The sequence below is a fragment of the Paenibacillus sp. 11B genome (assembly GCF_030487755.1).
Classification (GTDB): domain Bacteria; phylum Bacillota; class Bacilli; order Paenibacillales; family Paenibacillaceae; genus Paenibacillus; species Paenibacillus vandeheii.
Map to the genome: position 1 here is coordinate 346,994 of NZ_JAUKNS010000001.1, position 22,575 is coordinate 369,568.

A 22,575-nucleotide genomic window follows, 5' to 3' on the forward strand; every position below is an offset into this window, starting at 1 on the left:
TTATAAACGATCTCTACATTTTTTAAAATCGGTACGACGACTAGAGTGTTTTGACCAGAATGAAATCTGTTTGTTCCTCATCCCCCATATAAAAAGAGTGCGATCCCGTTTGAACAAACCCCATTCTATGATAAAAAGCTATGGCATTGTCATTTCTTTCCCATACCCCGAGCCAGATTCTCTTCTTATTGTGTTCCAATGCGGTTTCTATGGCTTGATTTAACAGATATTTACCAAGTCCATGCTTTTGGAATTTTTTCTTGATATAGATTCTCTCAATTTCAAGTGATGCATCACTCATTTTTTCAGATTGAGCTTCATCCCTGTTCAGCTTCAAATATCCCGCAAGTTCATCATTATAGTAGACGAAAAAGATGTCTGAACAGCTATTGGATAATTCAGCCTCCAACTGTTTAGCGTTAAATGCTCTTTCCAGATAGGCTCTCATATTGTCAGGAGAATTCTGATCTTTAAATGTATCGTTAAATGTTTCTATACTAATCTCTTGTAGTTTTTGTAAATCCTCGCGACTGCACGCTCTTATTTCCACTGTCATTATGATGTATCGCTCCTTCTATGAATCAATAGCTTGTTTAGAATATTTTGTTGCAAATACAACAATTATTATATCCTTAATTTACGCTAATTTTGTATAGTTTGCAACATAAAATAATGAAATCAGACAGCTTGAAATAGTTGGTAAACGTTTTCGGAATTTGAATACCTTTTTCCTTGAACGGACTATTTAAGCAGTCTTTCTTTATATTCTGTCGGACTAAGTCCTGTGTATTCCTTAAACACTTTGGAGAAATAATGCTGATCACTGAACGATAACAGATCTGATAACTCCTTAAACTTCATCTCCGGCTGACTCTCCATAAGTCTGCATGCTTCCTTAATTCTAAGGTTCGTATAGTACTGAACAAACGTGACTTGCGTTACGTTTTTAATCACTCTGCTAACGTAAGAGGGGCTGACGTGAAACTTCATGGCAATGTCATTGATGGATATTGGGGTATACTTGTTCCGTTTGATGTACTCATCCATTTGCTCAAACAGAACTTCTCTGCTCTTCCGATCATGGGATTGAAGCATTTCAAAACATTGACCGATCCATTCCGTTAATTCACGGCAGAAATCGGCATATGTTTCTTCATCAAATAGTTTTTTTGCTCTAAGATCCAGACCAAGCCTAATCCCCGCCCCCTGCTCTTCATTCAAATGTGCGAACGTATCCACGACTAAATTGATAAATCGTTCCACTTCTTTTACATGAACGTTTTCCTCTGTCCATCGATTCATCAGCTCAGACAGCTTAAGGGCAAACCGTTCCTTCTGGTGAGCCTGTATCATGTGGACAAAATCAGATTCCAATATGTTATTCAGGGAGCCTGCCTCAGATCTTGCCATAGACACAGGATTTCCGCTGTCCAGCACCATTCCATGGTTCAGTCGCTGATGCGTCGATAAAATGGACGAAATTTGGTGGTAAAGCTCGGGCAAATTAACGGTTTCAGCCCCTACCCCTTGTCCCCCGATGATTGTATCCATACCTTGTACAGCCAAATGGCGTCTTAACGATTCGAGACATTCATGTACAGAAGAATACAAATCAACAATCCCCTTATTCACAAAAACGATGAATTGATGCGGAGTTTGGCTCTGAAATACTTTACAGGAACGTGGAGCAAAAAAATCCTCCAAAGAAGCCTGTAACGCCCTTTGTCCCCATCGTTCCCGTTCCCGGGTGAAGGGCTGTCTGCGTACAATGATCATCATTTGGGCAAAAAAAGTAAAATTCTCTCCTGGCTTGAGTTCAGCATAGCTATGGGAATCAACGATCTCCTGTAACTGATGAACGTTCCTTGACCTCAATTGATCAAGCTCCTTAATAACTCTGCCCATGACTTCCTCCAGCGCCTCTGGCTCAACAGGTTTCAGCAAATAGTCGAACACCTGTAAATTTAATGCTTTTCGCGTATATTCAAAATCACTATATCCACTGATGAGTATGACCTTCAACTCCGGCTGGGCGAGCTTCGCTTGCTCAATGAGGGATAAACCATCCATCTTGGGCATCCGAATGTCTGTCAACAGAAGATCGATTGTTTCCTTCTGGAGCACTGCCAGCGCCTCTTTCCCATTCGTAGCCGTAACCGCCACGTGAATTGGAAAATTCAGCTTATCCAAAAGCATTTTAATATTGCGTAATATGGGTTTGCTATCCTCAACAATCATGATGTTATACATAATTTGCTCCTCCTGTGATCAGTAAAAATCCTTCGTCATTGAGCCGATGATTTGAATGGTTGCCCCTTTTTCCTCCTCAGCATGATTGTTGTACATGTTAAAAATTAGCCGATTGCTGTACATCAGTTTAAGCCGATTAACGCTATTGACGATCCCCATGCTGCCAAGTGCGGTTTGGCGATCGGGGGATTGATTCATTCCGGTACCGGACTTCTGGATATTGGATAAAATCTCTTTTATTTTGTTTGGCGGGAAGCCTTCTCCGTTATCTTTGATCTCCAAAGCCCATAATCCGTTATACTGCTTCACGGTAATTTGAATACGCCAAGGCGGTGTAATATTAAAAAAAGCATGCTCAATGCAGTTTTCCACAAAAGGCTGAATCACCAGCCGAGGTAGCCGGACCTCACTCGCCAGTTCATCAGCATGGATGTTCCACTCCAAATCTTCTTCATACTTCTGCTGTACCAACGACAAATAATGTCTCGTATGCTCAAGCTCATCAGCCATTGTCACATGTGCATAAGGGGATGAAACAATATAACGCAAACTGTCTGATAGATGTTTACACATGTCAGACACGACCCGGGTTTTCCCCTCTTGAGCAGCTATGCTGATCAAATAAAGGACGTTATGAAGGAAATGAGGAGCAATCTGAGCTTGCAGGGCGGAATTCCTGGCGGTGACTTCTTCATGTAATGCCTTTTTCTCGCGGTCAATGGACTCCTGTAATCGCTCCATCAAATCCTGAAAAGCTTCATTCAGCAGGAGCAGGTCGTTATTTTTGGGCCGATCCTCTACTTTCAACTTCATATTGCTGTAATTGATGCGCCAAATCTGGCTGCGAAGCTTGCGAATCGGAAGCAGCAGGTTGCGCGTGGAGAAGAAAATGTACACAAAAGAAATGAGCATTAACGCTGTAATCAGCAGAATGGACATGCTTTGTACAGAATGAATCGAGCCTAACACTGAATTTTTCGGTGTTACGATAAAAGTAATCCAACCCGTTTCGTGAGATGTGGCATGTGTCACATAATTATTTTGTTCATCAACTGCCAGTCCCTCGTCGGATAATGGCTCCGTCCACTCTAAGGCATGCTTTCTCACTTCGGAGCCGGTCATCTGCTCCCCTTGCTTGTTTAGAATAAAAACATCCCCTGCTGTAATTCCTTCCGTAAGCTTTTGAATGTAAGCCTGATCCATTTGAATACTAAGGTATCCGTACAGCTTCCCATTCTGATCGTTTATTGTTCGGACAAATGAGATGACGTCTGCCTGTCGAAGCAGGATATAACCATTCCCGTTCCATTCTCGTCCACTCCTGCTTTTTTCCAGCATGGTACTCAGGATCGTTGGAGCATGTCCTGAACCAATATACGATGTGAGCAGTACACCTTGTTTATCATAAATGGACATGTCCTTGATGTTCATGCTGGGGCCGATCGCCTGGAACATGATATCTTTTAGTTTCCTGATTTGTTTCAGTCTTTCATAATTACTTGGAGCCAAGGAACTCTTGTCCATCGTTGCAAAGATGTCCTTATTGGACAATATACGCTGGGACATCTGGTTTTGCTGCTCTACGTACAAGTCAACTTGTTCACGTACCTTTGTAGCAGTGATACGTGTGTCCTCCTCCGTTTTTTGTGTAAGCGGGCGGATAACGACAAGGTTCACATATACGATGAAGCAGCCTAACACGAACAAAAGCAGAGCCAGAAATGTCAAAAACACTTTGGTCTGCAAACTGAATTGTGTTGCTTTATGTATAAGTTTAATCATTCTTCGTGTAGCCTCCTGTCCTGTCATGCTGTGTAACTCGTCTGCATCATGTCTAACTGTAGCATGCGTTTGAATGAAATGATAGCGATTTCAAGTTCAGGATTTTACACATAAACATTCAAGCACAGACATGTACCGGAGTAGAATTGGATTTTATAATTGGACTTGTAAACGGATTCATTAAATGTCTCAGAGGGGGATTTGCATTGAAACTGCATAAAAGAAAAAAAGCAGCATCCATTGTTCTGGCCAGCCTGTTGTCCATTTCGCTGACCGCTTGCGGATCAGGAGGTACGGATTCTGGTACGTCTACGAGCAATGGCAGCAAGAACGCCAAGGTCACACTCGAACTGGCTATTTCCAAGAGCTCTCAGGATTCCGCGTTTATTCAGCAGGATGTTCTCGATGAGTTTGAAAAACAGACCAACATATCTGTCAATCTGCAGCTCATTCCGGCTGAGCAAACAACGACCGTGCTGCAAACCAAGCTGGCTGTAGACGAAACGCCCGATATCATTCAATACAATTTGGCCAGCGCGATTACGGACCTGAATCTTGAACGCAATTTCGAAATTCTGGATAACGAGTCCTGGGCCAGCAGAATTGTAAACAAGGATGTGCTCTCCGCTGCCGGCCATGTCTACAGCTTCCATGTCAGTCAGGACACGGGCATGCAAGGAGTCGTGTACAACAAACAGATTTTTGCCGACCTGGGTCTGTCCATTCCGACAAGCTATGAACAGTTTCTGGCCATTTGTGAAAAAATCAAAGCCAGCGGCATCACTCCAGTATTCATGCCCTACAAAGATGCTTGGGCTGCGAACATTTGGCCTGCAGCAGCATTTGCCGATTTTGTAGCCAAAAATGATCCGACTTTTTTTGATGAGCTCAACAGCAACAAGAAGAAATGGTCCGATATTCCCGAGTTTAAAACATTTTTGGAGCAGCAATACGAAGTGTACACCAAGGGGTATACGAACACGGATGTGCTTAGCGATAGCTACGACATGGCGGTTGGCAAATTCCTGAACAAAGAAGTTGCGATGATGTTTATGGGAGACTGGTTAATCGAAGGCGTAGCACAGCAGGATCCAAGCATGGAACTCGGCGTATTCCCAATTCCGTCCTCCGATGATGCCAAACTGGGTGCAAGTCCGCTTGGAGGACAACTGTTCATTCCAAAGAAAGCGAAGCATCTGCAGGAAGCCAAACAGTTTCTGGACTTTATCGCCTCCAAAGAGATCGCACAACAAATCGTCGATTCCAAAGGTTATGTATCCAATTTTAGCGACGTCACGACACCAGAGTTACCTGCATACAAACAGGATATCGTCGACAATTACATCCTGCCGAAGAAAACCGTGTTGACCACGGATGCTTACATGCTGGTAGATCGCAGCGAGTTGTACAGGTTACTGCAGGATCAATTCGCTGGCGGTTTGACACCGGAGGAAGTATTGAAATCCTGGGATGAGAAGTTCAGTCAACTGATGCAGGATAAAGGCGTTTCCGGTTTCTAAGAAGTGAAATACAGGGCAGCAGGTCATTCCTGAATGATGTGCTGCCTAGCCATAACGGAGCGTGAGACATGAAAAGGGCAAAAAATTTATATTCGTATTACATGGTATTTCCGGCACTACTTATTTACTCCATCTTTTTTGTTATCCCGGCTATTGCTGCTTTCTACTACTCCTTCACGGATTGGCGTCTGGATCGAATTGATCTGAAGTTTATCGGATGGGACAATTTCGAGAAAATTTTCTCGGACAAAACGCTTATCCTGGCGCTTAAAAATACGGCGATTTTCGCCGTTGTTACAGTTGCTGGCAAAAATATTATTGGCCTGCTGCTGGCCGTGGCCCTAAATATGAGATTAAAAACGAAGAACCTGCTGCGCGCCATCTTCTACTCCCCTTCCATACTGAGCATTCTTGTCATCAGCATCCTGTTCACACCCATGCTGCGCACGGAGGGTACGATCAATCGCGTGTTGGAGGCGGTTGGATTACATTCATTGAGTCAGGCCTGGTTGACCAATCCTTCCCTTGTCATCTGGACGATTGCCATCGTGTCCATCTGGCAAAGCGCCGGATTCCAAATGGCTATCTATCTGGCTGGGTTGCAATCCATTTCACAAGAAAATTATGAAGCGGCGACGATTGACGGCGCAAGCTCCTGGAAAAGTTTTTTCAAAATTACGCTGCCCCTATTGCTGCCAGCCATCAATATTAATCTGATGTTGACACTGATTGGCGGACTCAAAGTATTCTCGGAAGTCTATGTCATGACCGGCGGAGGTCCAGGCAACGCTTCACAGGTTGTGGGTACGATTATTCTCCGCTCCTTCGGTGAAGGGAATTGGGGACTTGGTACCGCAGTCAATACCCTCCTGTTTGTGGTTGTCACGATTATTGCTATACCGCTACTGATTTTCATGCGGCGTAAGGAGGTTACGGAATAACATGGGATATACACGCAAACTCGCTATTCGCAACTATATTGTTGAAGGATTTCTGCTCCTCGCCTCTTTACTCATTCTGCTGCCTCTGGTGATTCTGATTCTCGGTTCGTTCAAAACGAGCGCTGAAGTACTCAGCTTCTCCTTGAGCTTGCCGGATAAATGGCAATTTTCAAACTATGTCCGGGTATTTGAAGAGGGTGGTCTGTCCAGGGCATTCCTGAACAGCATCTGGATTACGGGCATTTCGTCCATCATCAACATAGTTGCTTCATCAGCAGCTTCTTTCATTCTGGCACGCCGAGACACCAGAGTCTCAAACACAATATATATGTATTTTTTCATGGGACTGATTGCACCGATGTCCATCATTACGACGATTCGGGTCGTGCAGGGATTGGGCTTTTACGGCAGCATATCAAGTGTCATTCTGATTTACGCAGCACTAAATACCGCTTTCAGCGTATTTTTATATAGCGGATTTATCAAAACCATCCCGAAAGCGCTGGATGAGGTCGCGTTTCTGGAAGGCGCCAGTGTATTTGGGGTGTTTTTCCGTATCGTTACACCGCTTATCCTGCCCGTAAACGCAACAGTTGCAATCATGGTGTTTATGTCGGTATGGAATGATATCACGATTCCGGTATACTTCCTTACGAACAGTTCAACGTGGACGATGCCGCTTTCGATCTACAATTTCTACGGTAAATACAGCCGAGACTGGAATTTGATTTTTGCTAACCTTGTCCTGACTTCACTGCCTGTTTTTATCCTCTACCTGTTTGGTCAGAAATATATCGTTAGCGGACTTACGGCAGGAGCAGTCAAAGGGTGAATATTTATTTATAAAGAAATAACATTAGAGACGCTTTTGGGTTCATTCCCTAAAGCGTTTTTGTTCATGTTCTCTAATTTTCATCGATCTGTATTTATCTGAAATTTTGCCTATTCGTTTATTAAAATGCAATTTTTTTGATTATATCCAGAAGTCCAAGCATACTAATAACCCTCGAATATACTATTCTATTCCATTGATTAGGAGGTAGATTCAATGACAACATTTCTTGATGCGAGAACATCGCAAAACGCAAGTTTGGCTAACTCGATTGCTATTCCGATCCTCGTAATTAACACGCCGCAATTGTTTGGTCAAATTGGTCTTCAGACAGCAGGCGCAGGTACTAACCCTAGAGCTCAATTTAAGGGGACGGTTTCTGTACAATTGCCATTAGCTCTTGTCGGCGTAACGATTACTATTGTAAGAGGTACTTTGCCGACTGACCCTGTAATATACTCAGCCACTTCCACATTTAGTTTGAGTGTTTTGGCGCCTCAAGTTATTACGTTCTCTGCGGATGATTTCAATCCTCCAATTACCCCTCAATTGACATACTCTGCATTCGTAAGCTCCAACTTGTTGGGTACGATCCGTGTTGGTCCTGAGAACTTTGATGGATTCGTCGTTTCAGATTAAAAAATTGCATGTTCCTTTAGCTCTTTCTTTCAGTTTGTTTCACCATAAAAGAAGAAAATCCAATCGCCATGTTATGAGCGATTGGATTTTCTTCTTTTTACTTATAGTTTAATTGACTTAAATTGTGCTCGTGTCAATGACGAATCTGTATTTCACATCCGATACCAACACACGCTTGTAAGCTTCATCAATTTGGTCGGCTGAGATGACTTCGATCATAGGAACGATACTGTGTTCTGCACAGAAATCCAGCATTTCCTGAGTCTCACGAATGCCTCCGATCAATGAGCCTGCGAACGAACGACGTTGTCCGATGAGCGACATCACGTTTACAGACAACGGCTCCCCTGGAGCACCCACGTTCACCAGAGTACCATCCAGAGTAAGCAGTGAGAAGTAAGCATTGATGTCGATACTCGCACTTACGGTGTTAATAATCAGGTCAAAATACCCGGCAAGTTTGTCGAAAGTTTCCGGTTCGTTTGTCGCGAAATAATGATCTGCCCCGAATTGCAAGCCATCATCCTTTTTCTTCAAAGATTGTGACAGTACAGTTACTTCTGCACCCATAGCGTGTGCAATTTTGACAGCCATGTGACCAAGTCCACCCATACCCACAATCGCTACTTTTTTACCAGGACCAGCTCCCCAACGATTTAGCGGCGAGTATGTTGTAATACCTGCGCAAAGCAGCGGTGCAGCTGCATCAAGCTCGATATTGTCAGGAATCCGGACGATGAAGTCCTCTGTTACGACAATGTGAGTGGAGTACCCGCCTTGTGTGGGTTCGCCATACTTGTCAACGCCCGCGTAGGTAGGAATATTTCCTTTGAGACAGTACTGCTCTTCACCTTGGCGGCAGTTTTCACATTCGCCACAAGAGTCAACCATGCATCCGACCCCTACTCGATCACCAACCTTATACTTTGAAACTTCAGCTCCTACATCTGTGACAAATCCTGCGATCTCATGTCCAGGAACGAGCGGATAGTTTACGGGTCCCCATTCGCCGTGAGCAGTATGAATATCAGAATGGCATATGCCTGCATATTTAATTTCGATCAGGACATCGTGCAAATCAAGATCACGTCGTTTAATCTCGGCTGCCCGAAACAATTGGTCCGGACCGTCAACAGCTCGTGCTTTCGCAGTTATCATCTTTAAAAACCTCCTAAGATTATCATTCTTCCAAGAGAGTCACGCTCATAGGGTACAAGTCATGACTTGGCTTGAATTCCATTGAATTCAGCCCTGCTTTTCTCCTACAATACGATCTTAACCCCTCTAGTTAACTCTAGGTCAAATGTCATTAGAAACTTTGACATCCCACATACAGCATGATAGAATCTCCGAAAGATCCTAGAGTTAGCTCGAAGTCTATACTAGTAAGAAAAGGGGAAAATGAATGTCATATTCGATTAGCGAAGTTGCCAAAGATTTGAATCTAACCGTATATACCTTGCGTTACTACGACAAGGAAGGACTCATGCCTTTTGTTGAACGAACCCCTGGCGGAGCACGAAACTTTAAAGAATCCGACATCGATTTTTTAAAGATCATTCAATGTCTGAAATCTACCGGAATGCCGATTAAGGATATCAAGGATTTTATTGCATGGTGCTCCGAGGGAGATTCCACCTTACAGGAGCGATATGACATGTTCACAGAACGCAAGGCTAATGTGGAAGCGCAAATGGAAGAACTTAGAAAGACGATGGAAGTGATTGAACATAAGCGTGCCTACTACAGGACTGCCCTTAATGCTGGAACGGAAGAGATTCATAAAAATCATAGAATGGGAAACTTCATCGCCAATTGATTGAATTATGCTCAACATAATAAAGAGACCTAAACGGCTTTAGCCGTTTAGGTCTTTGTTGATCAATCCACTTCTGTGTACGTTTTCTTTTTAATAACCCATATCCTTTAATATTTTGGATAATGTGCGTAAACGCTCACCAATCATTTCATCATCATCACTAAGCGCTTGGCTAAACAGCTTAATGTCTTCATTAATTCTCTCATTGTCCGTACAGATCTCCACAGACATCGCATCTCCTTGCAGGCCAACCCGATCAATGACAGGCTGCTCTGGGTCATACAAATGCTCATATCTATAGGCCTCGCGAAAATGTTCCAGGGACCGACAAATGAGGATGGACAAATCAAGCACGCGATGGAGAGGCAGTTCCTCGGATTGTCTTGACCATTTTTCTCCGGTATACCTCCATACCTTGGCTGAAATATCAACCTTTCCTCTGTCGTTCCACTGAGCCAATCCCAGGGAAAGACCCTTTGCGTCGGTATTCCCAGCCATTCGGCCGTCAACCTTCTCATAATTATCCGACACGATAACCGGTTTATGTTTTAACGTTGTAGGTATTTTCAATTTTATTCCCTCATTCCGTCTACTTATTTACTAATTTACTAAACGACGGTTTCATCTTATCTTGATTTTCATCGTTAGTCAAACCTCAATAACTGCATCATCCTTTAATCCTTAGGAGGTCTATTATAGCCATTGTCTCCATAGGGCTGTAACTTTTGGAGCCAAGACTTCAGGAGCTGCTTTTGTTCCCAGCGTATATCCGTCACCTTATCGATATCTTTCTGCTCCAGAACCTCATAAGTGAATGCATCTTCTCCAAATTCTCTCCATTCTTTTTGCAGCTGAGGATTTGCAAATCTCCCTTGATCCAGCTGCATTTTCAGAGTGAACCATTTGTTTTTCAAGTTGGGATAGCTGTCAATATAGATTTTACCGTTTATTTTGTTTTTGATTTGGGCTACGCCCATATAAGTCTTGATCTGCTTGTATTCCTCCAGCAGCTCCTTGCGCTTATTCATATCCATGTCGCTCTCTCCTTTTCCTTGACAATAGGGAGCAGTAACAGCGCTCCGATAACCACAAAAACACCACTCGTCATAAATACACTAAGCAAGGAGAAGGTATCCTTGATATATCCGGAGATAAACATGCCAATTACCATCATTCCCATAAAAATCGGCATGATCGCTCCGGATACCCGGCCAATAAATGCCCCCTCCGTGTTTCGCATAAGAAGCGTCTGAATTCCACCTTGGATACAAGGAAAGAACAGACCACTGATCACGAGCAGAACAATAGTCAGCCAAACTTGCTTAGACGCACCCATTCCGACAGTACAGACAGCATTAACCAGTAAACCGACCAAAAGCAATAATTGTGGCTTTACTTTTTTAGAGATTCCGATGATTGCAGCACCACCAACCAACATGGCCCCCCCATTAGCCATCACCAGCCATTGCAAAAAAGGTTTATCCCGTCCCAAATTCTCAATGACAAGGAAAATTTGAAGCGGCTGAGTCAATCCTGATGCTAATCCGACTGCAGAGAAGGTTAATCCCAGTGTTCTCAAGGATTTATTGGCCCCAATATATAGCAGTCCGTCGGTCATCTCCTTGACGAAGCTGCCGGTATTCCCTGACCTAGCTTCCTCTACATCCCGGGGAAGAGAGGATAATACAAGCGAGGATCCCAGAAACATAGCTGCTGTCAAGAACAGGGATACGTTAATGCCAAACTTAATAAAAATAAAGGTACCGATCACCGGTCCAAGCACCATGAAGACAGCGACCAGCGTTTGGGACATCGCCATAACACCCTGCAATTGTTCGGCGGGTACATGCCGTTTATACAGTTTCATCGCCGAAGGCTGAGAAAATTGCGATAAGCTGGCAGAAACAAATGATCCGATCAGAAGTGCAATCCATCCGCCATTCATAACTGCAAGAAGTACGGCCCCGACAGACAAGCCGGATAACACATCGCTCCAGACCATGGTTCTCTTCGGCCTCCATCGGTCGGCAAAGGTCCCGCCAATCAGGCCAAATATAAAGATCGGTGCAAATTCCGCAACCGAAATCAGTGATATATCAACCGGATTGTTATGTGTCAATTCGGAAACATAAAGAAGCACAGCATAATTCCGAATCCATATTCCCAGTTGTAGCAGCACTCTGGAAAGGATAATGGTTCGAACATATCGATTCGCAAACATTTTCAATTCCCCTTATCCTTTAAGATTTTTACTACCGTGTGCAGCCGCTCCCTATTTATTTCATCATTCTGCAAGGCAAGAACTGAACAATTTCCCCCTCCTATCCACAAACTTTAGATTTACTAATTTACTAAATTACTAATTTACTAAATTACTAATTTACTAAATCACGGCTTCATTTTATACAGGATCACTTCCTGCGTCAACCGTTTTCTTTAATTCCGTCTTTCCACTTCCTGTTTTGAACAGAGAGTGTTCTTAAAGAAACGTTATTTGCTCAGCTCATTCTTACCGTAATTTCCGGGTAAACAATTGATCCGTAAAAACAAAAAAAGCCGCTAGATTAGCGACTTTCATACTCGAACATGTATGATTATGTTGGTTTCACTCTATGAAAAAATATAATCGTGGATCAAAGAGCAGTCTTCAGGGATCTACTAATGGGTACTTGGAATGCTGTAATCCAGTTTAGGGGAAACTGCTTCTTCCGGCTTCAATTGAATGGAACGTTGGCACACCACTGTAATAACAAAGGCTAATAAAGCGAGCACCACAGCTACAGGAGGCACCCACTCTACACCACCCAAATCGACAGCAAGACCTCCGACTCCAGAGCCAAGCGCTATACCCACGTTTGCCGCTACGGGAAGCAATGTGGAAGCAAACGGTCTGGAATTTGGCGCTATTGCTCCGGAGACATCAAACAAATAGAGTTGAGAAGCCGCACTCATGGAGGATGACAGACAACCGATCAGGAACAGAAACGCCAATCCCAGCCATAGATGAGATACGGTGAAACTCAGCCCCAAAAAGATAGCGGCTTGAATAACGAAAAGCCATTTGAGCTTGGGTAAGAAATCTCCCTTTGCTATTTTGGCCCCAATCCAGTTGCTCAGTATACTGCAGGCACCATAGATGAGGAGTACAGCACTAATCCAACCTGCGGGTATGCCCATGGACTGTCCCAGCAACGGAGTGATATACGTAAAGATCACAAAAATACAACTGTTTCCAAGGACCGGAATCAAACAGGCCAGTAGTATGCGAGGCTTCATAAATAGAGCCATCTGGTCGCTGAATGAACCGGCAATGGTCATCGTTTGTCGTGGAAGAATACGGAACATGAATATGAATGGCATCACACCGATGCAGGCCGTAACAACAAACGTCATGGACCAGTTCAGATGCTGTCCGATGAAGGTGCCGAGCGGGACGCCAAGCACATTGGCGATGGAAAACCCGCCCAGTATCCAAGCAATTGCTTCCCCTCTTCGTTCCCGGTTGACTGCGTCGCTTGCAATTGAAATCGAAAGCGATATCGTAAGTCCGCAAGCGACAGCCGAGACGATCCGAATAATCATCAGGGAAAAGAATGTCGTTGAGAAGATCGTTAATACGTTCAAGGCAAGCACGACTGCAAATCCAATTAAAATGGAGTTTCTTCGGGGAATTTTGGCCAAGAATGCAACAGCAAACGGTGTTCCAATCGCATAGGCAATGGCGAAGCCGGATACGAGCGCACCTGCGGCAGCCAGCGATACTTTCATATAGGTTTCGATTTCCTTCAATACGCCCACAATCACGTATTCGGTTGTTCCCAATACAAAGCTAACGAATGTAAGTATTAAAATAAGTAAATTCTCTCTTTTTCTAGTCATGCATAAGCCCTCACAATTCTCTCTAATGTTGCAAGCGTTTCAATTTCTTAAACTAGAATCCATTCCTATCAAATTTTGCTTCCACATCCCTTCCGATCGTTATATAGTACATATTATTAATAGTGAAATTGTACTGTCAGACATGCCAAGCGACAATAAAGGTTGTTGTGGTCTTCTTCCAAAACATTATGCATGTTGTCATTTCACCACAGAATCTTGAAGGGAAGACATTAATGAATACACGCCATGAATCCGAACCAATGGATGAAGATCAAGATTGTATTATTATTTATGTTGGGAAGTTGGCAGACAACCCCCATTGGAGTTTTCCAACCCATAAGCATGACGATGTGCATGAGATTATTTACGTGAATGACGGCCGTGGCTCGTTCACGATTGATGGGATCAAGCACTCCGCCCAAAAGGGAGATCTTCTTGTATATAACAAAGGAACACTTCACGAGGAAAAATCAGATCCCGAATCCCCTTTATCCACCTTCTATTGTGGCTTTCGTTTCAAAGAGGGTACTCGCGCCAACAGCGATTGGGTTGTTCCTCCCGGCAGTGAACCAGTTGTTCGTGCCAACCGTTATTCGGAAGAGATCCGTTCGTTAATGCAGACCATGTTCAATGAATTTTCAATCCGGGAAGAAGGATACGTCTCTATTTCCCATCATCTGCTGCATGCCATTCTGCTGATTATCGATCGGATGTCGCACCATCAGCGCACAGCAAGTGAGATCGTTCCGAGCAATACCCTCGCCGAAAGCATCAAAGACTATTTGGATACGAACTACAGGCAGCATATTAAGCTGAAGGACTTGGCTGATCAATTCCATATTGATTTCTACTATTTAATTCATATGTATAAGAACTGCTACGGTACCTCCCCCTATCATTACCTCATTCAACGAAGAATGGGAGAAGCGACCCGATTGTTGGTTTCTACCAAGAAAAAAATATGGGAAATCTCCAAGTTGGTCGGGTACGAGAACCCAAACTACTTTACGATTCTTTTTACCAAAACGGTTGGTGAGTCTCCGAGAAGTTTCCGCAAGAAGAATCAAAAGGACATGTTCGGAGACCCTTTCAACTAAAAAAACAGGTAGCCATCGGGCTACCTGTTCTGTCTTACATCAAGAAGAGAAAACGATATTCCTGTTTACTGGAAAGTCCTTGTAGTGTCGCTCATGTTTTATAATAAAAGCGCTTCGTTAGGAGCTTCGTCTGGCTCAACGTGAACATGAACAGTGTACACATCATGTTCTCTTAACAATTCGTCCTCTACATTTGTTGAAATATCATGAGCCTTCTGAAGATCCAGATCCGATCGTACAAGAATGACAACATCTACAACAGCATTATTACCGTAACTACGAGCTCTTAAATCTTTAACTGCCTCTACCCCATCAATATTGGCAATCGTGTTTCTGTATACCTTGATGAGTTCTTCGTCAAACCCATCCGTAAGATGGTGTGTAGCTTCCCGAAAAATGTCCCAAGCAGTTTTACATATTAGAAAGCCCACCGCTACAGCTGTTAATGGGTCGAGCCATGGCAGGCCAAATTGGGAACCGATGATGCCGATAACTGTTCCTATACTAACCCAGGCATCCGAAATATTGTCTTTTGCAGCTGCCATAACCGCTTGGCTCTTGATCTTTAAAGCAAGTCTTTTATTATATCGGTAAACCAGATACATCACTCCGGCACAGAAAATGCCTGTCCATGCTGCGAAGATGTCCGGAGATTCGCTTTTCCCCTGGAATACGGATGTCATAGCTTCGTATAACACTTGTAAACCTACTACCATCATGATAAAAGATGCAACCAGTGAGGCAACGGTCTCTGCTTTCCAATGTCCATATGTATGATCTTTATCAGCCGGACGTTGAGCAAGTCTCAGACCGATAAGAACCGCGATTGAAGCTATAATATCGGTAGCATTGTTTAACCCATCCGCTTTCAAAGCTTCCGAATTAGACATATAACCGATGACCATTTTAATTGCAGTCAGACAAATATAAGCAATAATACTGATGATTGCTCCCTTTTCTCCCAGTTTTAAGTTGTCGTACTTTATTTGCTCCACTAACGTAATCCCCCTGATTCTAACTGTTTTCTAGCACTTTACGATGGTATCATCACGATATTGTGTGGGTCTAGAGAAACGTTTTGAACCAAGTAAAACAATGTCTGTACAATGAAAGAGTTTGACCCCGACTAAAAAAAGTTGTAATAAGTAAACTTACTTTAGGAATTGTGATCTCTGCCATATTGCTTGACTCTGGTATCGTACCAGGGTTTATCGTGAATGTAGCGCAAATATGGCTTTTACAAATTAGGAGTGGTTCAGTTGATGTTGCAAAAACAGTTTGACCAAGTGTTTGAAATTATGAAGCAGTCGTTTCCCGAAGCTGAATATCGGGAATATTCAGAACAGAAGAAGCTGCTGTCCAATTCATGCTATCACCTTCTCACAGAAGAGAATGAGCATAATGAAGTGATTGGCTTTCTCGCAGGCTGGGAGTTCGAGTCGTTCAGATACGTCGAGCATGTCGCTGTTTCCCCGAACATTCGTGGAGGCGGCATAGGCAAGCGCTTAATGGAGCGTTTCATGAAGCAGTCCGCCAAGCCGGTTATATTGGAAGTCGAATTGCCAGAAGACGAGCTGAAGCGGAGAAGGATCGGATTTTATGAGCGCCTGGGATTCTACCTGGGAGATCATTCTTATGTTCAACCACCTCTTCGTGCTGTAAGGCAGCAAAACTTGTCATTACAGATCATGAGTTATCCGGCAAAGTTGACCTCGACACAATTTGAAATGGTTAGAAAATTGCTGTATAAGGAAGTGTATGGCGCGCCTCCAACTTACGCGCACACATATAATAGCTAAGTGCAAATGAGGATAAAACGATGAAAAATGATTATAAAATCAATGAGATTTCTAAGCTTTACGGAATAGGTGTTGACGCACTTCGCTATTACGAAAAATTAGGGCTGCTGCAGCCCCGGCGAGACGGAAACGGGTATCGGCTGTACAGCCTCCAGGATATGTATAAACTGAATATCATCCGGGACCTGCGTCAGTTGGATTTCACTATGCAACAGATCAAAGCGTATTTGGATCAGCAAAGTGTCGAAAATACGCTTGAATTGTTATTCACGGAACAGGAGCTGATTAAGGAACAAATCGCCAAGCTCGAAACTACGCAGCGTATTATCCAGGGCAGAATCAAGGTGTTGACTGACGCAAGCAGCATTCAGACGGGGGTTTACTCTATCAAAACGTATCCTGATCGGCCTTGTCTGCAGCTCAATACACGTATAACGCGGGACGAGGAGATGGATTATGCCATTAAAAAACTGCATCAAAAGCATAATAGTCACATTCCCGACTTCGGCAACCAATTGTACGGTGCATCCGTCTCACTTGAGGAATTAAAGCATGGTGTACGGGATGTTTTCAACTCCGTTTTCTTTATCTTTAGTCCTGACGATTCTGGAAAAATCGAATATGATTATTTCCTGCCAGCTGGCGATTATCTGTCATTATTTTATCGGGGTAACTACCGTCAAAGTCATGAAAAAATGCTTGAGGTCGTTGCATATGCCAACGAAAATGGGTTCCGTTTAATGGGAGATCCGTTTGAAATTTATGAAATTGATAATCGAGATACGATCATTACCGAGCAATTTCTGACGGAAATACAGTTACGGATTGCCAAGGAATGAAGAACTCCACAGGGAGTAGAAGTTATTGATTCGGCTTGAGACAATAGCTTCTATTCCCAAAACAAAAAAGCCGCTATATTAGCGACTTCTATGTATATTTAGGGATTAGTGAATATCTTTCTTTTTGAAATTGCCACCCTTCACTTCGGCTACATCATAAACTACAACAAAAGCATTGGGATCAATTTCGTGAATGATATCCTTGATCTTGCTTTCTTCCATACGGTTGATTACACAAGTGATTTCTTTGAATTGTTCATTGGAGTAACCCCCGTAAGCATCGGTATAGGTTGCTCCACGACCTAAACGGTCGCGAATCGTTTCGACCATGATCTCAGGTTGATTTGTGATAATTTTAAAGGTTTTGGATCCGCTCAAACCTTCTTCAACAATATGAATCACTTTGGAAGCAATGTAATAAGCAAGTGCGGACAGAATCGCCCCTTGAAGACCAAATACGGTTGAAACAACAATAAAGACAAACATGTTCAGGAATAAGATTAAATCACTCGTTCCAAAAGGTAATTTCCGTGAAAGCAGGACAGCCAACATATCTATTCCATCCAATGCCCCACCATTACGCAACGCCAAACCCATACCAAAACCGATGATAATACCACCCACGACGGTAATTAACAACGTATCCCCTTGAATAATCGTAGGTACATGGTGCATAAGGCTTGTACCCACGGCTAACGAGGCAATACCGATGATGGAATAAATAGCGAAGCTTTTACCGATCTGTTTATAACCTAACCAGACAAATGGAATATTGATAATACCAATCAGCATCCCTAACGGTAAACCAAACAGTTGTGAGCCTACGATACTCAGACCTGTCACACCACCGTCTGATACATTATTTGGAATTAATATGGCTTCCAGACCATATGAGGTAATAAAAGCCCCGATCATAATCAGCAATACTTTGGAGATGATTTTCAGCTTGTTAGACTTTTGCACGTTCCTTTGATTCATTCCTTTTCCCCCTTGATGAACAAACATAAAAAATAGTCTATAACAAAATTCACTATTTTGGCAATAGATCGTCATATATGCAACCACTGAATTCGCTCTGCTCGTTCCTCGATCAGATTACATTATTTCCCGATTAATACTCGATATGCCGTAATTTTATTCTCCAGCATCTGATCTGCTAACTGAAGTGTGTGCATCTGCTGTTGAATCGCCTCTTTGTGCTCTTCCAGCAACTTTAAACGCTCTGCAGCCGTATGCTCACCTTCCTGAAATAAGGATGCGTACTTTTTGATGATAGCGATGGGCATTTGAGTCTCTTTTAGTTTGATTACAAAATGCAACCATTTCAGATGCGATTCGTTGTATCGTCTATCTCCACTAGTATCACGGAGCGGTATGATAATCTGCTCCTTCTCATAATAACGCAATGTGTGGGCACTGATACCGAGTAGTTCAGCCACTTCACCGATTGTATGCATGGTGATCCTCCTTCTATATTCCGCTTGACTTAGAGTAAGCTCTAATCAGTATAATCAACACGTAGTCATATCACAATAAATAATGAACTGAAATCCAGGAGGAATATCCATGAAATATACAGTGATTACCGGTGCCAGTTCGGGCATTGGCTATGAAGCAGCTTTGGCTTTTGCGGCTCGCGGCAAACATTTGATCCTGGCTGCACGCAGAAGCGACGAACTGGAGAAGTTAAAATCGAAAGTAATTGAAATTGATCCTGAGCTGGACATCGTCATTCGCATGGTGGATCTGTCCATCGCTGCCAATGTCCATGCATTCTACGAAAGTCTCCATCATTACTCTATCGAAACATGGATTAACAACGCAGGATTCGGAAATTTTGCTTCGGTTGGTGAACAACATCTACCTAAAATCGAACAGATGCTTCATCTGAATATAGAAGCATTAACCATTCTTTCTTCCCTGTATGTACGTGATTATGCAGAGGTAGAGGGCACACAGCTCATTAACATTTCTTCTGGTGGTGGATATACGATCGTGGCGGATGCAGTAACCTACTGTGCAACAAAGTTCTATGTAAGTGCCTTTACGGAAGGACTTGCACAAGAATTAAAAGGCAATCATGCAGCAATGCAAGCAAAAGTACTCGCGCCTGCTGCAACGGAAACGGAATTTGCAAAACGATCTTTTGATATAGACCAGTTCGAATATGAGGGCCGTGTTCCCAAATTCCATACAGCAGAACAAATGGCTGGATTTTTGCTTGAATTATATGACAGCGAAAGCGTCGTCGGTATTGTAAATGGATTAACCTATGAATTTGAATTGAAAGAACCGATCTTTCCGTATGCAACGAGAGCAGCCTCGAAACCCAACGAATAATCATAAACATAGCCGTTAACCCATCCTATGTTAAACGTCAAAAGGGAACCTGTGATCAGGTTCCCTTTTGCTCTTGCTATATCTGTAAAAAGTATTAAGCCAGTCTCATTTTGAAGTCCTGATAGCCAAACTCGCGAACCACTTCGCAATCGCCATCTTTTCTTTTCACGGCAATGGCTGGCAACGGCATGCCGTTAAATGTATTGGTTTTGACCATGGAGTAGATCGCCATATCCTCAAATACCAATCTGTCACCTGTTTTGAGTGGTTGGTCAAATGAATAATCGCCGATTACATCACCCGACAGGCAAGTTTGCCCACCCAAACGATACAGGTGTGGTTTTTCTCCCGCTTCTCCCGAACCGATAAGCGGCGGGCGATACGGCATTTCCAGCACGTCCGGCATGTGACATGTGGCCGAGGTATCCAAAATGGCAATGTCCATACCGTTCTTGTGGAAATCGAGCACAGAAGTGACCAGGAAGCCCGCGTTTAGAGCAACTGCTTCGCCCGGCTCCAGATATACTTCCAGGCCATATTTCTCCTGCATGCGTTTGATGCAAGCTTCCAGTCTTGGAATGTCGTAATCTTCGCGTGTGATGTGATGACCACCGCCGAAGTTGATCCATTCCATTTGTGGCAGCCATTGTCCAAACTTCTCTTCTACCGCATTCAGCGTCGTTTCCAGATCGTCTGAATTTTGCTGGCACAATGTATGGAAATGCAGTCCAGAGACACCTTCCAGCAGCTCTGCGCGGAAATCCTCTTGTTTGGCACCAAAACGGGAACCAGGAGCACATGGGTCGTAAATCTCATGCCCCTCCTGTGTCGAGCATTCAGGGTTAATACGCAGGCCCACTTTGCGTCCAGCCTGAAGTGCCTTGCCCTTAAATTTCTCCAGTTGGGAGAATGAATTGAAAATAATATGATCGGAAATCGAAAGGATTTCATCGATCTCATCTTCACGATAGGCTGGGGCGAAGACATGGTTCTCTTTGCCCATCTCCTCATGACCGAGGCGGGCTTCATACAGCCCGCTTGCCGTTGCACCGCTCAGGTATTCTCCAATGAGCGGATACATTGTGGTCATGGAAAATGCTTTTTGAGCCAGCACGATTTTGGCTCCTGTACGTTGCATGACACCGTTCAGGATTTTGAGATTTTTCTCGATTAGTCCCTCATCAACAACAAAGCATGGCGTCGGTAATTGCTCAAACCGCATCTTAACGAACGAGCTCCGATTCTTTGGCTTCTTCTGGCAGTTCGTCAACGAGTACCGGATTGAAATCTTCAACCCATGGGAGACCCCATTTGTTCAACTCTTCCATGAATGGATCCGGGTTGAACTCTTCAACGTTGTATACGCCTGGTTTGTTCCATTTGCCAGTCATCACCATTGCTGCACCAATCATAGCTGGAACGCCTGTTGTGTAAGAAATAGCTTGGGAACCGACTTCTTTGTAGCATTCTTGGTGATCACAGATGTTGTACACGTAGTACGTTTTGTCTTGGCCGTCTTTTTTACCTTTGAAAATGCAGCCGATGTTCGTTTTGCCCACAGTACGTGGTCCAAGGGACGCCGGATCTGGCAGTACCGCCTTCAGGAATTGCAGCGGAATGATTTGTTTGCCTTCGTACTCGATCGGTTCGATCGATGTCATGCCCACATTTTCAAGGGCTTTCAAGTGCGTAAGGTAGCTTTGACCAAATGTCATGAAGAAACGGATACGTTTCAGACCAGGCATGTTTTTAGCCAGGGACTCCAGTTCTTCATGATAAAGCAGGTACATGTCTTTCTCGCCAACTTCTTTGAAGTCATAGACACGTTTAATTTCCATTGGTTGAGTTTCGATCCATTCGCCTTTTTCCCAATATCTTCCGTTAGCCGAAACTTCGCGGATGTTGATTTCAGGGTTGAAGTTGGTTGCGAACGGATAGCCGTGATCCCCGCCGTTGCAGTCCAGAATGTCAATATACTCAATTTCGTCAAAGTAATGCTTCAGCGCATAAGCAGAGAATACACCCGTAACACCTGGGTCAAATCCACTGCCGAGCAGAGCTGTAATTCCGGCTTTTTCAAAACGCTCTTTGTAATCCCATTGCCATTTGTATTCAAATTTCGCCGTATCTTCCGGCTCATAGTTAGCTGTATCCATGTAATTTGTTTTCGTTGCAAGGCAAGCATCCATGATTGTCAGGTCTTGGTAAGGCAATGCCAGGTTCATGACGATATCCGGTTTAACTTCGTTGATGAGGGCAATCAGTTCGTCAACGTTGTCAGCATCCACTTGAGCTGTTGTAATTTTTGTTTTACCGCCGTCCAGCTTGGCTTTAAGGTCGTCACATTTGGATTTCGTGCGACTTGCGATGCAGATTTCCTCGAATACTTCGCTGTTTTGAACGCATTTATGAACTGCTACTGAAGCTACGCCGCCGGCGCCGATGATTAGTGCTTTTCCCATTTTCCATTCTCCTAACCCAATATGAATTTTTTTAAAAATTAACTTTATTATTTTTCTCATTTTTCACTTTTCGCCCGTTTTGAAGCAACAAAAAAAGCAAGGTGAAAAATGCCACAATCGCGCATCATCACACTTGCTTGTCGATATACATCATAAAAAAGACGCAAAGTCTCCATAACTAAAAAAGTTCAAAAGAACTCCTCCAGCGGAAAGCTTCTTCATGTATATCAATATCAGATCAGAGTCTATATAGCAAATAATTCGCCTTTACCACTCTTATTGACCGTTTCACAAGTTGATGTGCAGGTGCACTGGTTGTAAAGTAACCAACTTATAAAATTTGAGCTTTTAACTCAATCAATAAGGCAACATAAGT

The 22,575-nt window shown here is 43.4% G+C and carries 22 protein-coding genes; 9 read left to right on the forward strand and 13 right to left on the reverse strand.

Going from position 1 to position 22,575, the window contains the following annotated elements:
* Positions 1-40: 40 nt before the first annotated feature.
* The 3 genes from paiA to Q0V21_RS01520 all read right to left on the reverse strand — a co-directional run bounded on the left by paiA (position 41) and on the right by Q0V21_RS01520 (position 4,032).
* Complete coding sequence (gene paiA, locus Q0V21_RS01510) at positions 41-556, reverse strand: spermidine/spermine N(1)-acetyltransferase (protein WP_301877253.1); 516 nt, start codon at positions 554-556, stop codon at positions 41-43.
* Between the two features lie 185 nt (positions 557-741).
* Positions 742-2,250, reverse strand: a complete 1,509-nt coding sequence (locus tag Q0V21_RS01515) for a response regulator transcription factor (protein ID WP_301877255.1) — start codon at positions 2,248-2,250, stop codon at positions 742-744.
* Positions 2,251-2,268: 18 nt separating this feature from the next.
* Positions 2,269-4,032 carry a cache domain-containing sensor histidine kinase gene (locus tag Q0V21_RS01520; protein WP_301877257.1) on the reverse strand — a complete coding sequence of 588 codons (1,764 nt, stop codon included), beginning with the start codon at positions 4,030-4,032 and terminating at the stop codon, positions 2,269-2,271.
* A 206-nt stretch (positions 4,033-4,238) separates the two neighbouring features.
* On the opposite strand from Q0V21_RS01520, the gene Q0V21_RS01525 reads away from it, so the two are divergent.
* The 4 genes from Q0V21_RS01525 (at position 4,239) to Q0V21_RS01540 (ending at position 7,964) form a co-directional block, all read left to right on the forward strand.
* Positions 4,239-5,552 carry an ABC transporter substrate-binding protein gene (locus Q0V21_RS01525; RefSeq protein ID WP_301877260.1) on the forward strand — a complete coding sequence of 438 codons (1,314 nt, stop codon included), beginning with the start codon at positions 4,239-4,241 and terminating at the stop codon, positions 5,550-5,552.
* Positions 5,553-5,620: 68 nt separating this feature from the next.
* Positions 5,621-6,493 (forward strand): carbohydrate ABC transporter permease, encoded by an 873-nt coding sequence (locus Q0V21_RS01530; protein ID WP_301877262.1) that lies wholly within the window; start codon positions 5,621-5,623, stop codon positions 6,491-6,493.
* A gap of 1 nt (position 6,494) precedes the next feature.
* On the forward strand, positions 6,495-7,325 hold the full coding sequence (locus Q0V21_RS01535) for a carbohydrate ABC transporter permease (protein ID WP_079349160.1): 831 nt from the start codon (positions 6,495-6,497) through the stop codon (positions 7,323-7,325).
* A gap of 216 nt (positions 7,326-7,541) precedes the next feature.
* Positions 7,542-7,964 carry a hypothetical protein gene (locus tag Q0V21_RS01540; RefSeq protein WP_024633183.1) on the forward strand — a complete coding sequence of 141 codons (423 nt, stop codon included), beginning with the start codon at positions 7,542-7,544 and terminating at the stop codon, positions 7,962-7,964.
* 117 nt (positions 7,965-8,081) lie between these two features.
* On the opposite strand, the gene Q0V21_RS01545 is transcribed toward Q0V21_RS01540, so the two are convergent.
* On the reverse strand, positions 8,082-9,122 hold the full coding sequence (locus Q0V21_RS01545; protein WP_079349161.1) for an NAD(P)-dependent alcohol dehydrogenase: 1,041 nt from the start codon (positions 9,120-9,122) through the stop codon (positions 8,082-8,084).
* Between the two features lie 247 nt (positions 9,123-9,369).
* Between Q0V21_RS01545 and Q0V21_RS01550 the strand changes: the two genes are divergently transcribed.
* On the forward strand, positions 9,370-9,783 hold the full coding sequence (locus Q0V21_RS01550) for a MerR family transcriptional regulator (RefSeq protein ID WP_301877263.1): 414 nt from the start codon (positions 9,370-9,372) through the stop codon (positions 9,781-9,783).
* A gap of 90 nt (positions 9,784-9,873) precedes the next feature.
* On the opposite strand, the gene Q0V21_RS01555 is transcribed toward Q0V21_RS01550, so the two are convergent.
* From Q0V21_RS01555 to Q0V21_RS01570, 4 genes are all read right to left on the reverse strand, one after another.
* Entirely contained in the window at positions 9,874-10,353 is a 480-nt protein-coding gene (locus Q0V21_RS01555) for a DUF6530 family protein (RefSeq protein ID WP_024634065.1), read from the reverse strand.
* 104 nt (positions 10,354-10,457) lie between these two features.
* Positions 10,458-10,817: a GIY-YIG nuclease family protein gene (locus Q0V21_RS01560; RefSeq protein WP_301877264.1), complete on the reverse strand. Its 360-nt coding sequence runs from the start codon at positions 10,815-10,817 to the stop codon at positions 10,458-10,460.
* Positions 10,808-12,004, reverse strand: a complete 1,197-nt coding sequence (locus Q0V21_RS01565) for an MFS transporter (RefSeq protein WP_301877265.1) — start codon at positions 12,002-12,004, stop codon at positions 10,808-10,810. Before Q0V21_RS01565 ends, Q0V21_RS01560 begins: the two co-directional genes overlap by 10 nt.
* Before the next feature lie 437 nt (positions 12,005-12,441).
* Complete coding sequence (locus tag Q0V21_RS01570) at positions 12,442-13,662, reverse strand: MFS transporter (RefSeq protein WP_301877266.1); 1,221 nt, start codon at positions 13,660-13,662, stop codon at positions 12,442-12,444.
* 233 nt (positions 13,663-13,895) lie between these two features.
* On the opposite strand from Q0V21_RS01570, the gene Q0V21_RS01575 reads away from it, so the two are divergent.
* Positions 13,896-14,759, forward strand: a complete 864-nt coding sequence (locus tag Q0V21_RS01575; protein ID WP_179132790.1) for a helix-turn-helix domain-containing protein — start codon at positions 13,896-13,898, stop codon at positions 14,757-14,759.
* A 98-nt stretch (positions 14,760-14,857) separates the two neighbouring features.
* On the opposite strand, the gene Q0V21_RS01580 is transcribed toward Q0V21_RS01575, so the two are convergent.
* On the reverse strand, positions 14,858-15,754 hold the full coding sequence (locus Q0V21_RS01580; RefSeq protein ID WP_301877267.1) for a cation diffusion facilitator family transporter: 897 nt from the start codon (positions 15,752-15,754) through the stop codon (positions 14,858-14,860).
* Positions 15,755-16,021: 267 nt separating this feature from the next.
* Between Q0V21_RS01580 and Q0V21_RS01585 the strand changes: the two genes are divergently transcribed.
* Both Q0V21_RS01585 and Q0V21_RS01590 read left to right on the forward strand, forming a co-directional pair.
* Positions 16,022-16,558 (forward strand): GNAT family N-acetyltransferase, encoded by a 537-nt coding sequence (locus tag Q0V21_RS01585; RefSeq protein ID WP_301877268.1) that lies wholly within the window; start codon positions 16,022-16,024, stop codon positions 16,556-16,558.
* Positions 16,559-16,578: 20 nt separating this feature from the next.
* On the forward strand, positions 16,579-17,397 hold the full coding sequence (locus tag Q0V21_RS01590; protein ID WP_301877269.1) for a MerR family transcriptional regulator: 819 nt from the start codon (positions 16,579-16,581) through the stop codon (positions 17,395-17,397).
* A gap of 105 nt (positions 17,398-17,502) precedes the next feature.
* Here Q0V21_RS01590 and Q0V21_RS01595 read toward each other — a convergent pair whose 3' ends face one another.
* Positions 17,503-18,375 (reverse strand): YitT family protein, encoded by an 873-nt coding sequence (locus Q0V21_RS01595; RefSeq protein WP_079349171.1) that lies wholly within the window; start codon positions 18,373-18,375, stop codon positions 17,503-17,505.
* 122 nt (positions 18,376-18,497) lie between these two features.
* On the reverse strand, positions 18,498-18,854 hold the full coding sequence (locus Q0V21_RS01600) for a MerR family transcriptional regulator (RefSeq protein ID WP_301877270.1): 357 nt from the start codon (positions 18,852-18,854) through the stop codon (positions 18,498-18,500).
* A 109-nt stretch (positions 18,855-18,963) separates the two neighbouring features.
* Here Q0V21_RS01600 and Q0V21_RS01605 point away from each other — a divergent pair, with 109 nt between their 5' ends.
* Positions 18,964-19,737 (forward strand): SDR family NAD(P)-dependent oxidoreductase, encoded by a 774-nt coding sequence (locus tag Q0V21_RS01605; protein ID WP_301877271.1) that lies wholly within the window; start codon positions 18,964-18,966, stop codon positions 19,735-19,737.
* A gap of 94 nt (positions 19,738-19,831) precedes the next feature.
* Here Q0V21_RS01605 and nspC read toward each other — a convergent pair whose 3' ends face one another.
* Together nspC and Q0V21_RS01615 are read right to left on the reverse strand one after the other, a co-directional pair.
* The gene (gene nspC, locus Q0V21_RS01610) at positions 19,832-20,959 is read right to left on the reverse strand and encodes a carboxynorspermidine decarboxylase (RefSeq protein WP_079349174.1); all 1,128 of its coding nucleotides are present in this window, start codon (positions 20,957-20,959) and stop codon (positions 19,832-19,834) included.
* Between the two features lies 1 nt (position 20,960).
* The gene (locus Q0V21_RS01615; RefSeq protein WP_094936163.1) at positions 20,961-22,199 is read right to left on the reverse strand and encodes a saccharopine dehydrogenase family protein; all 1,239 of its coding nucleotides are present in this window, start codon (positions 22,197-22,199) and stop codon (positions 20,961-20,963) included.
* Positions 22,200-22,575: the final 376 nt, after the last annotated feature.

Bases quoted from the DNA above. Each gene is read 5' to 3' on its own strand.
- paiA (WP_301877253.1), bottom strand. From the start codon at position 556: ATGACAGTGGAAATAAGAGCGTGCAGTCGCGAGGATTTACAAAAACTA.
- Q0V21_RS01515 (WP_301877255.1), bottom strand. From the start codon at position 2,250: ATGTATAACATCATGATTGTTGAGGATAGCAAACCCATATTACGCAAT.
- Q0V21_RS01520 (WP_301877257.1), bottom strand. From the start codon at position 4,032: ATGATTAAACTTATACATAAAGCAACACAATTCAGTTTGCAGACCAAA.
- Q0V21_RS01530 (WP_301877262.1), top strand. From the start codon at position 5,621: ATGAAAAGGGCAAAAAATTTATATTCGTATTACATGGTATTTCCGGCA.
- Q0V21_RS01535 (WP_079349160.1), top strand. From the start codon at position 6,495: ATGGGATATACACGCAAACTCGCTATTCGCAACTATATTGTTGAAGGA.
- Q0V21_RS01540 (WP_024633183.1), top strand. From the start codon at position 7,542: ATGACAACATTTCTTGATGCGAGAACATCGCAAAACGCAAGTTTGGCT.
- Q0V21_RS01545 (WP_079349161.1), bottom strand. From the start codon at position 9,122: ATGATAACTGCGAAAGCACGAGCTGTTGACGGTCCGGACCAATTGTTT.
- Q0V21_RS01550 (WP_301877263.1), top strand. From the start codon at position 9,370: ATGTCATATTCGATTAGCGAAGTTGCCAAAGATTTGAATCTAACCGTA.
- Q0V21_RS01560 (WP_301877264.1), bottom strand. From the start codon at position 10,817: ATGGATATGAATAAGCGCAAGGAGCTGCTGGAGGAATACAAGCAGATC.
- Q0V21_RS01565 (WP_301877265.1), bottom strand. From the start codon at position 12,004: ATGTTTGCGAATCGATATGTTCGAACCATTATCCTTTCCAGAGTGCTG.
- Q0V21_RS01570 (WP_301877266.1), bottom strand. From the start codon at position 13,662: ATGACTAGAAAAAGAGAGAATTTACTTATTTTAATACTTACATTCGTT.
- Q0V21_RS01575 (WP_179132790.1), top strand. From the start codon at position 13,896: ATGAATACACGCCATGAATCCGAACCAATGGATGAAGATCAAGATTGT.
- Q0V21_RS01585 (WP_301877268.1), top strand. From the start codon at position 16,022: ATGTTGCAAAAACAGTTTGACCAAGTGTTTGAAATTATGAAGCAGTCG.
- Q0V21_RS01590 (WP_301877269.1), top strand. From the start codon at position 16,579: ATGAAAAATGATTATAAAATCAATGAGATTTCTAAGCTTTACGGAATA.
- Q0V21_RS01595 (WP_079349171.1), bottom strand. From the start codon at position 18,375: ATGAATCAAAGGAACGTGCAAAAGTCTAACAAGCTGAAAATCATCTCC.
- Q0V21_RS01600 (WP_301877270.1), bottom strand. From the start codon at position 18,854: ATGCATACAATCGGTGAAGTGGCTGAACTACTCGGTATCAGTGCCCAC.
- Q0V21_RS01605 (WP_301877271.1), top strand. From the start codon at position 18,964: ATGAAATATACAGTGATTACCGGTGCCAGTTCGGGCATTGGCTATGAA.
- nspC (WP_079349174.1), bottom strand. From the start codon at position 20,959: ATGCGGTTTGAGCAATTACCGACGCCATGCTTTGTTGTTGATGAGGGA.
- Q0V21_RS01615 (WP_094936163.1), bottom strand. From the start codon at position 22,199: ATGGGAAAAGCACTAATCATCGGCGCCGGCGGCGTAGCTTCAGTAGCA.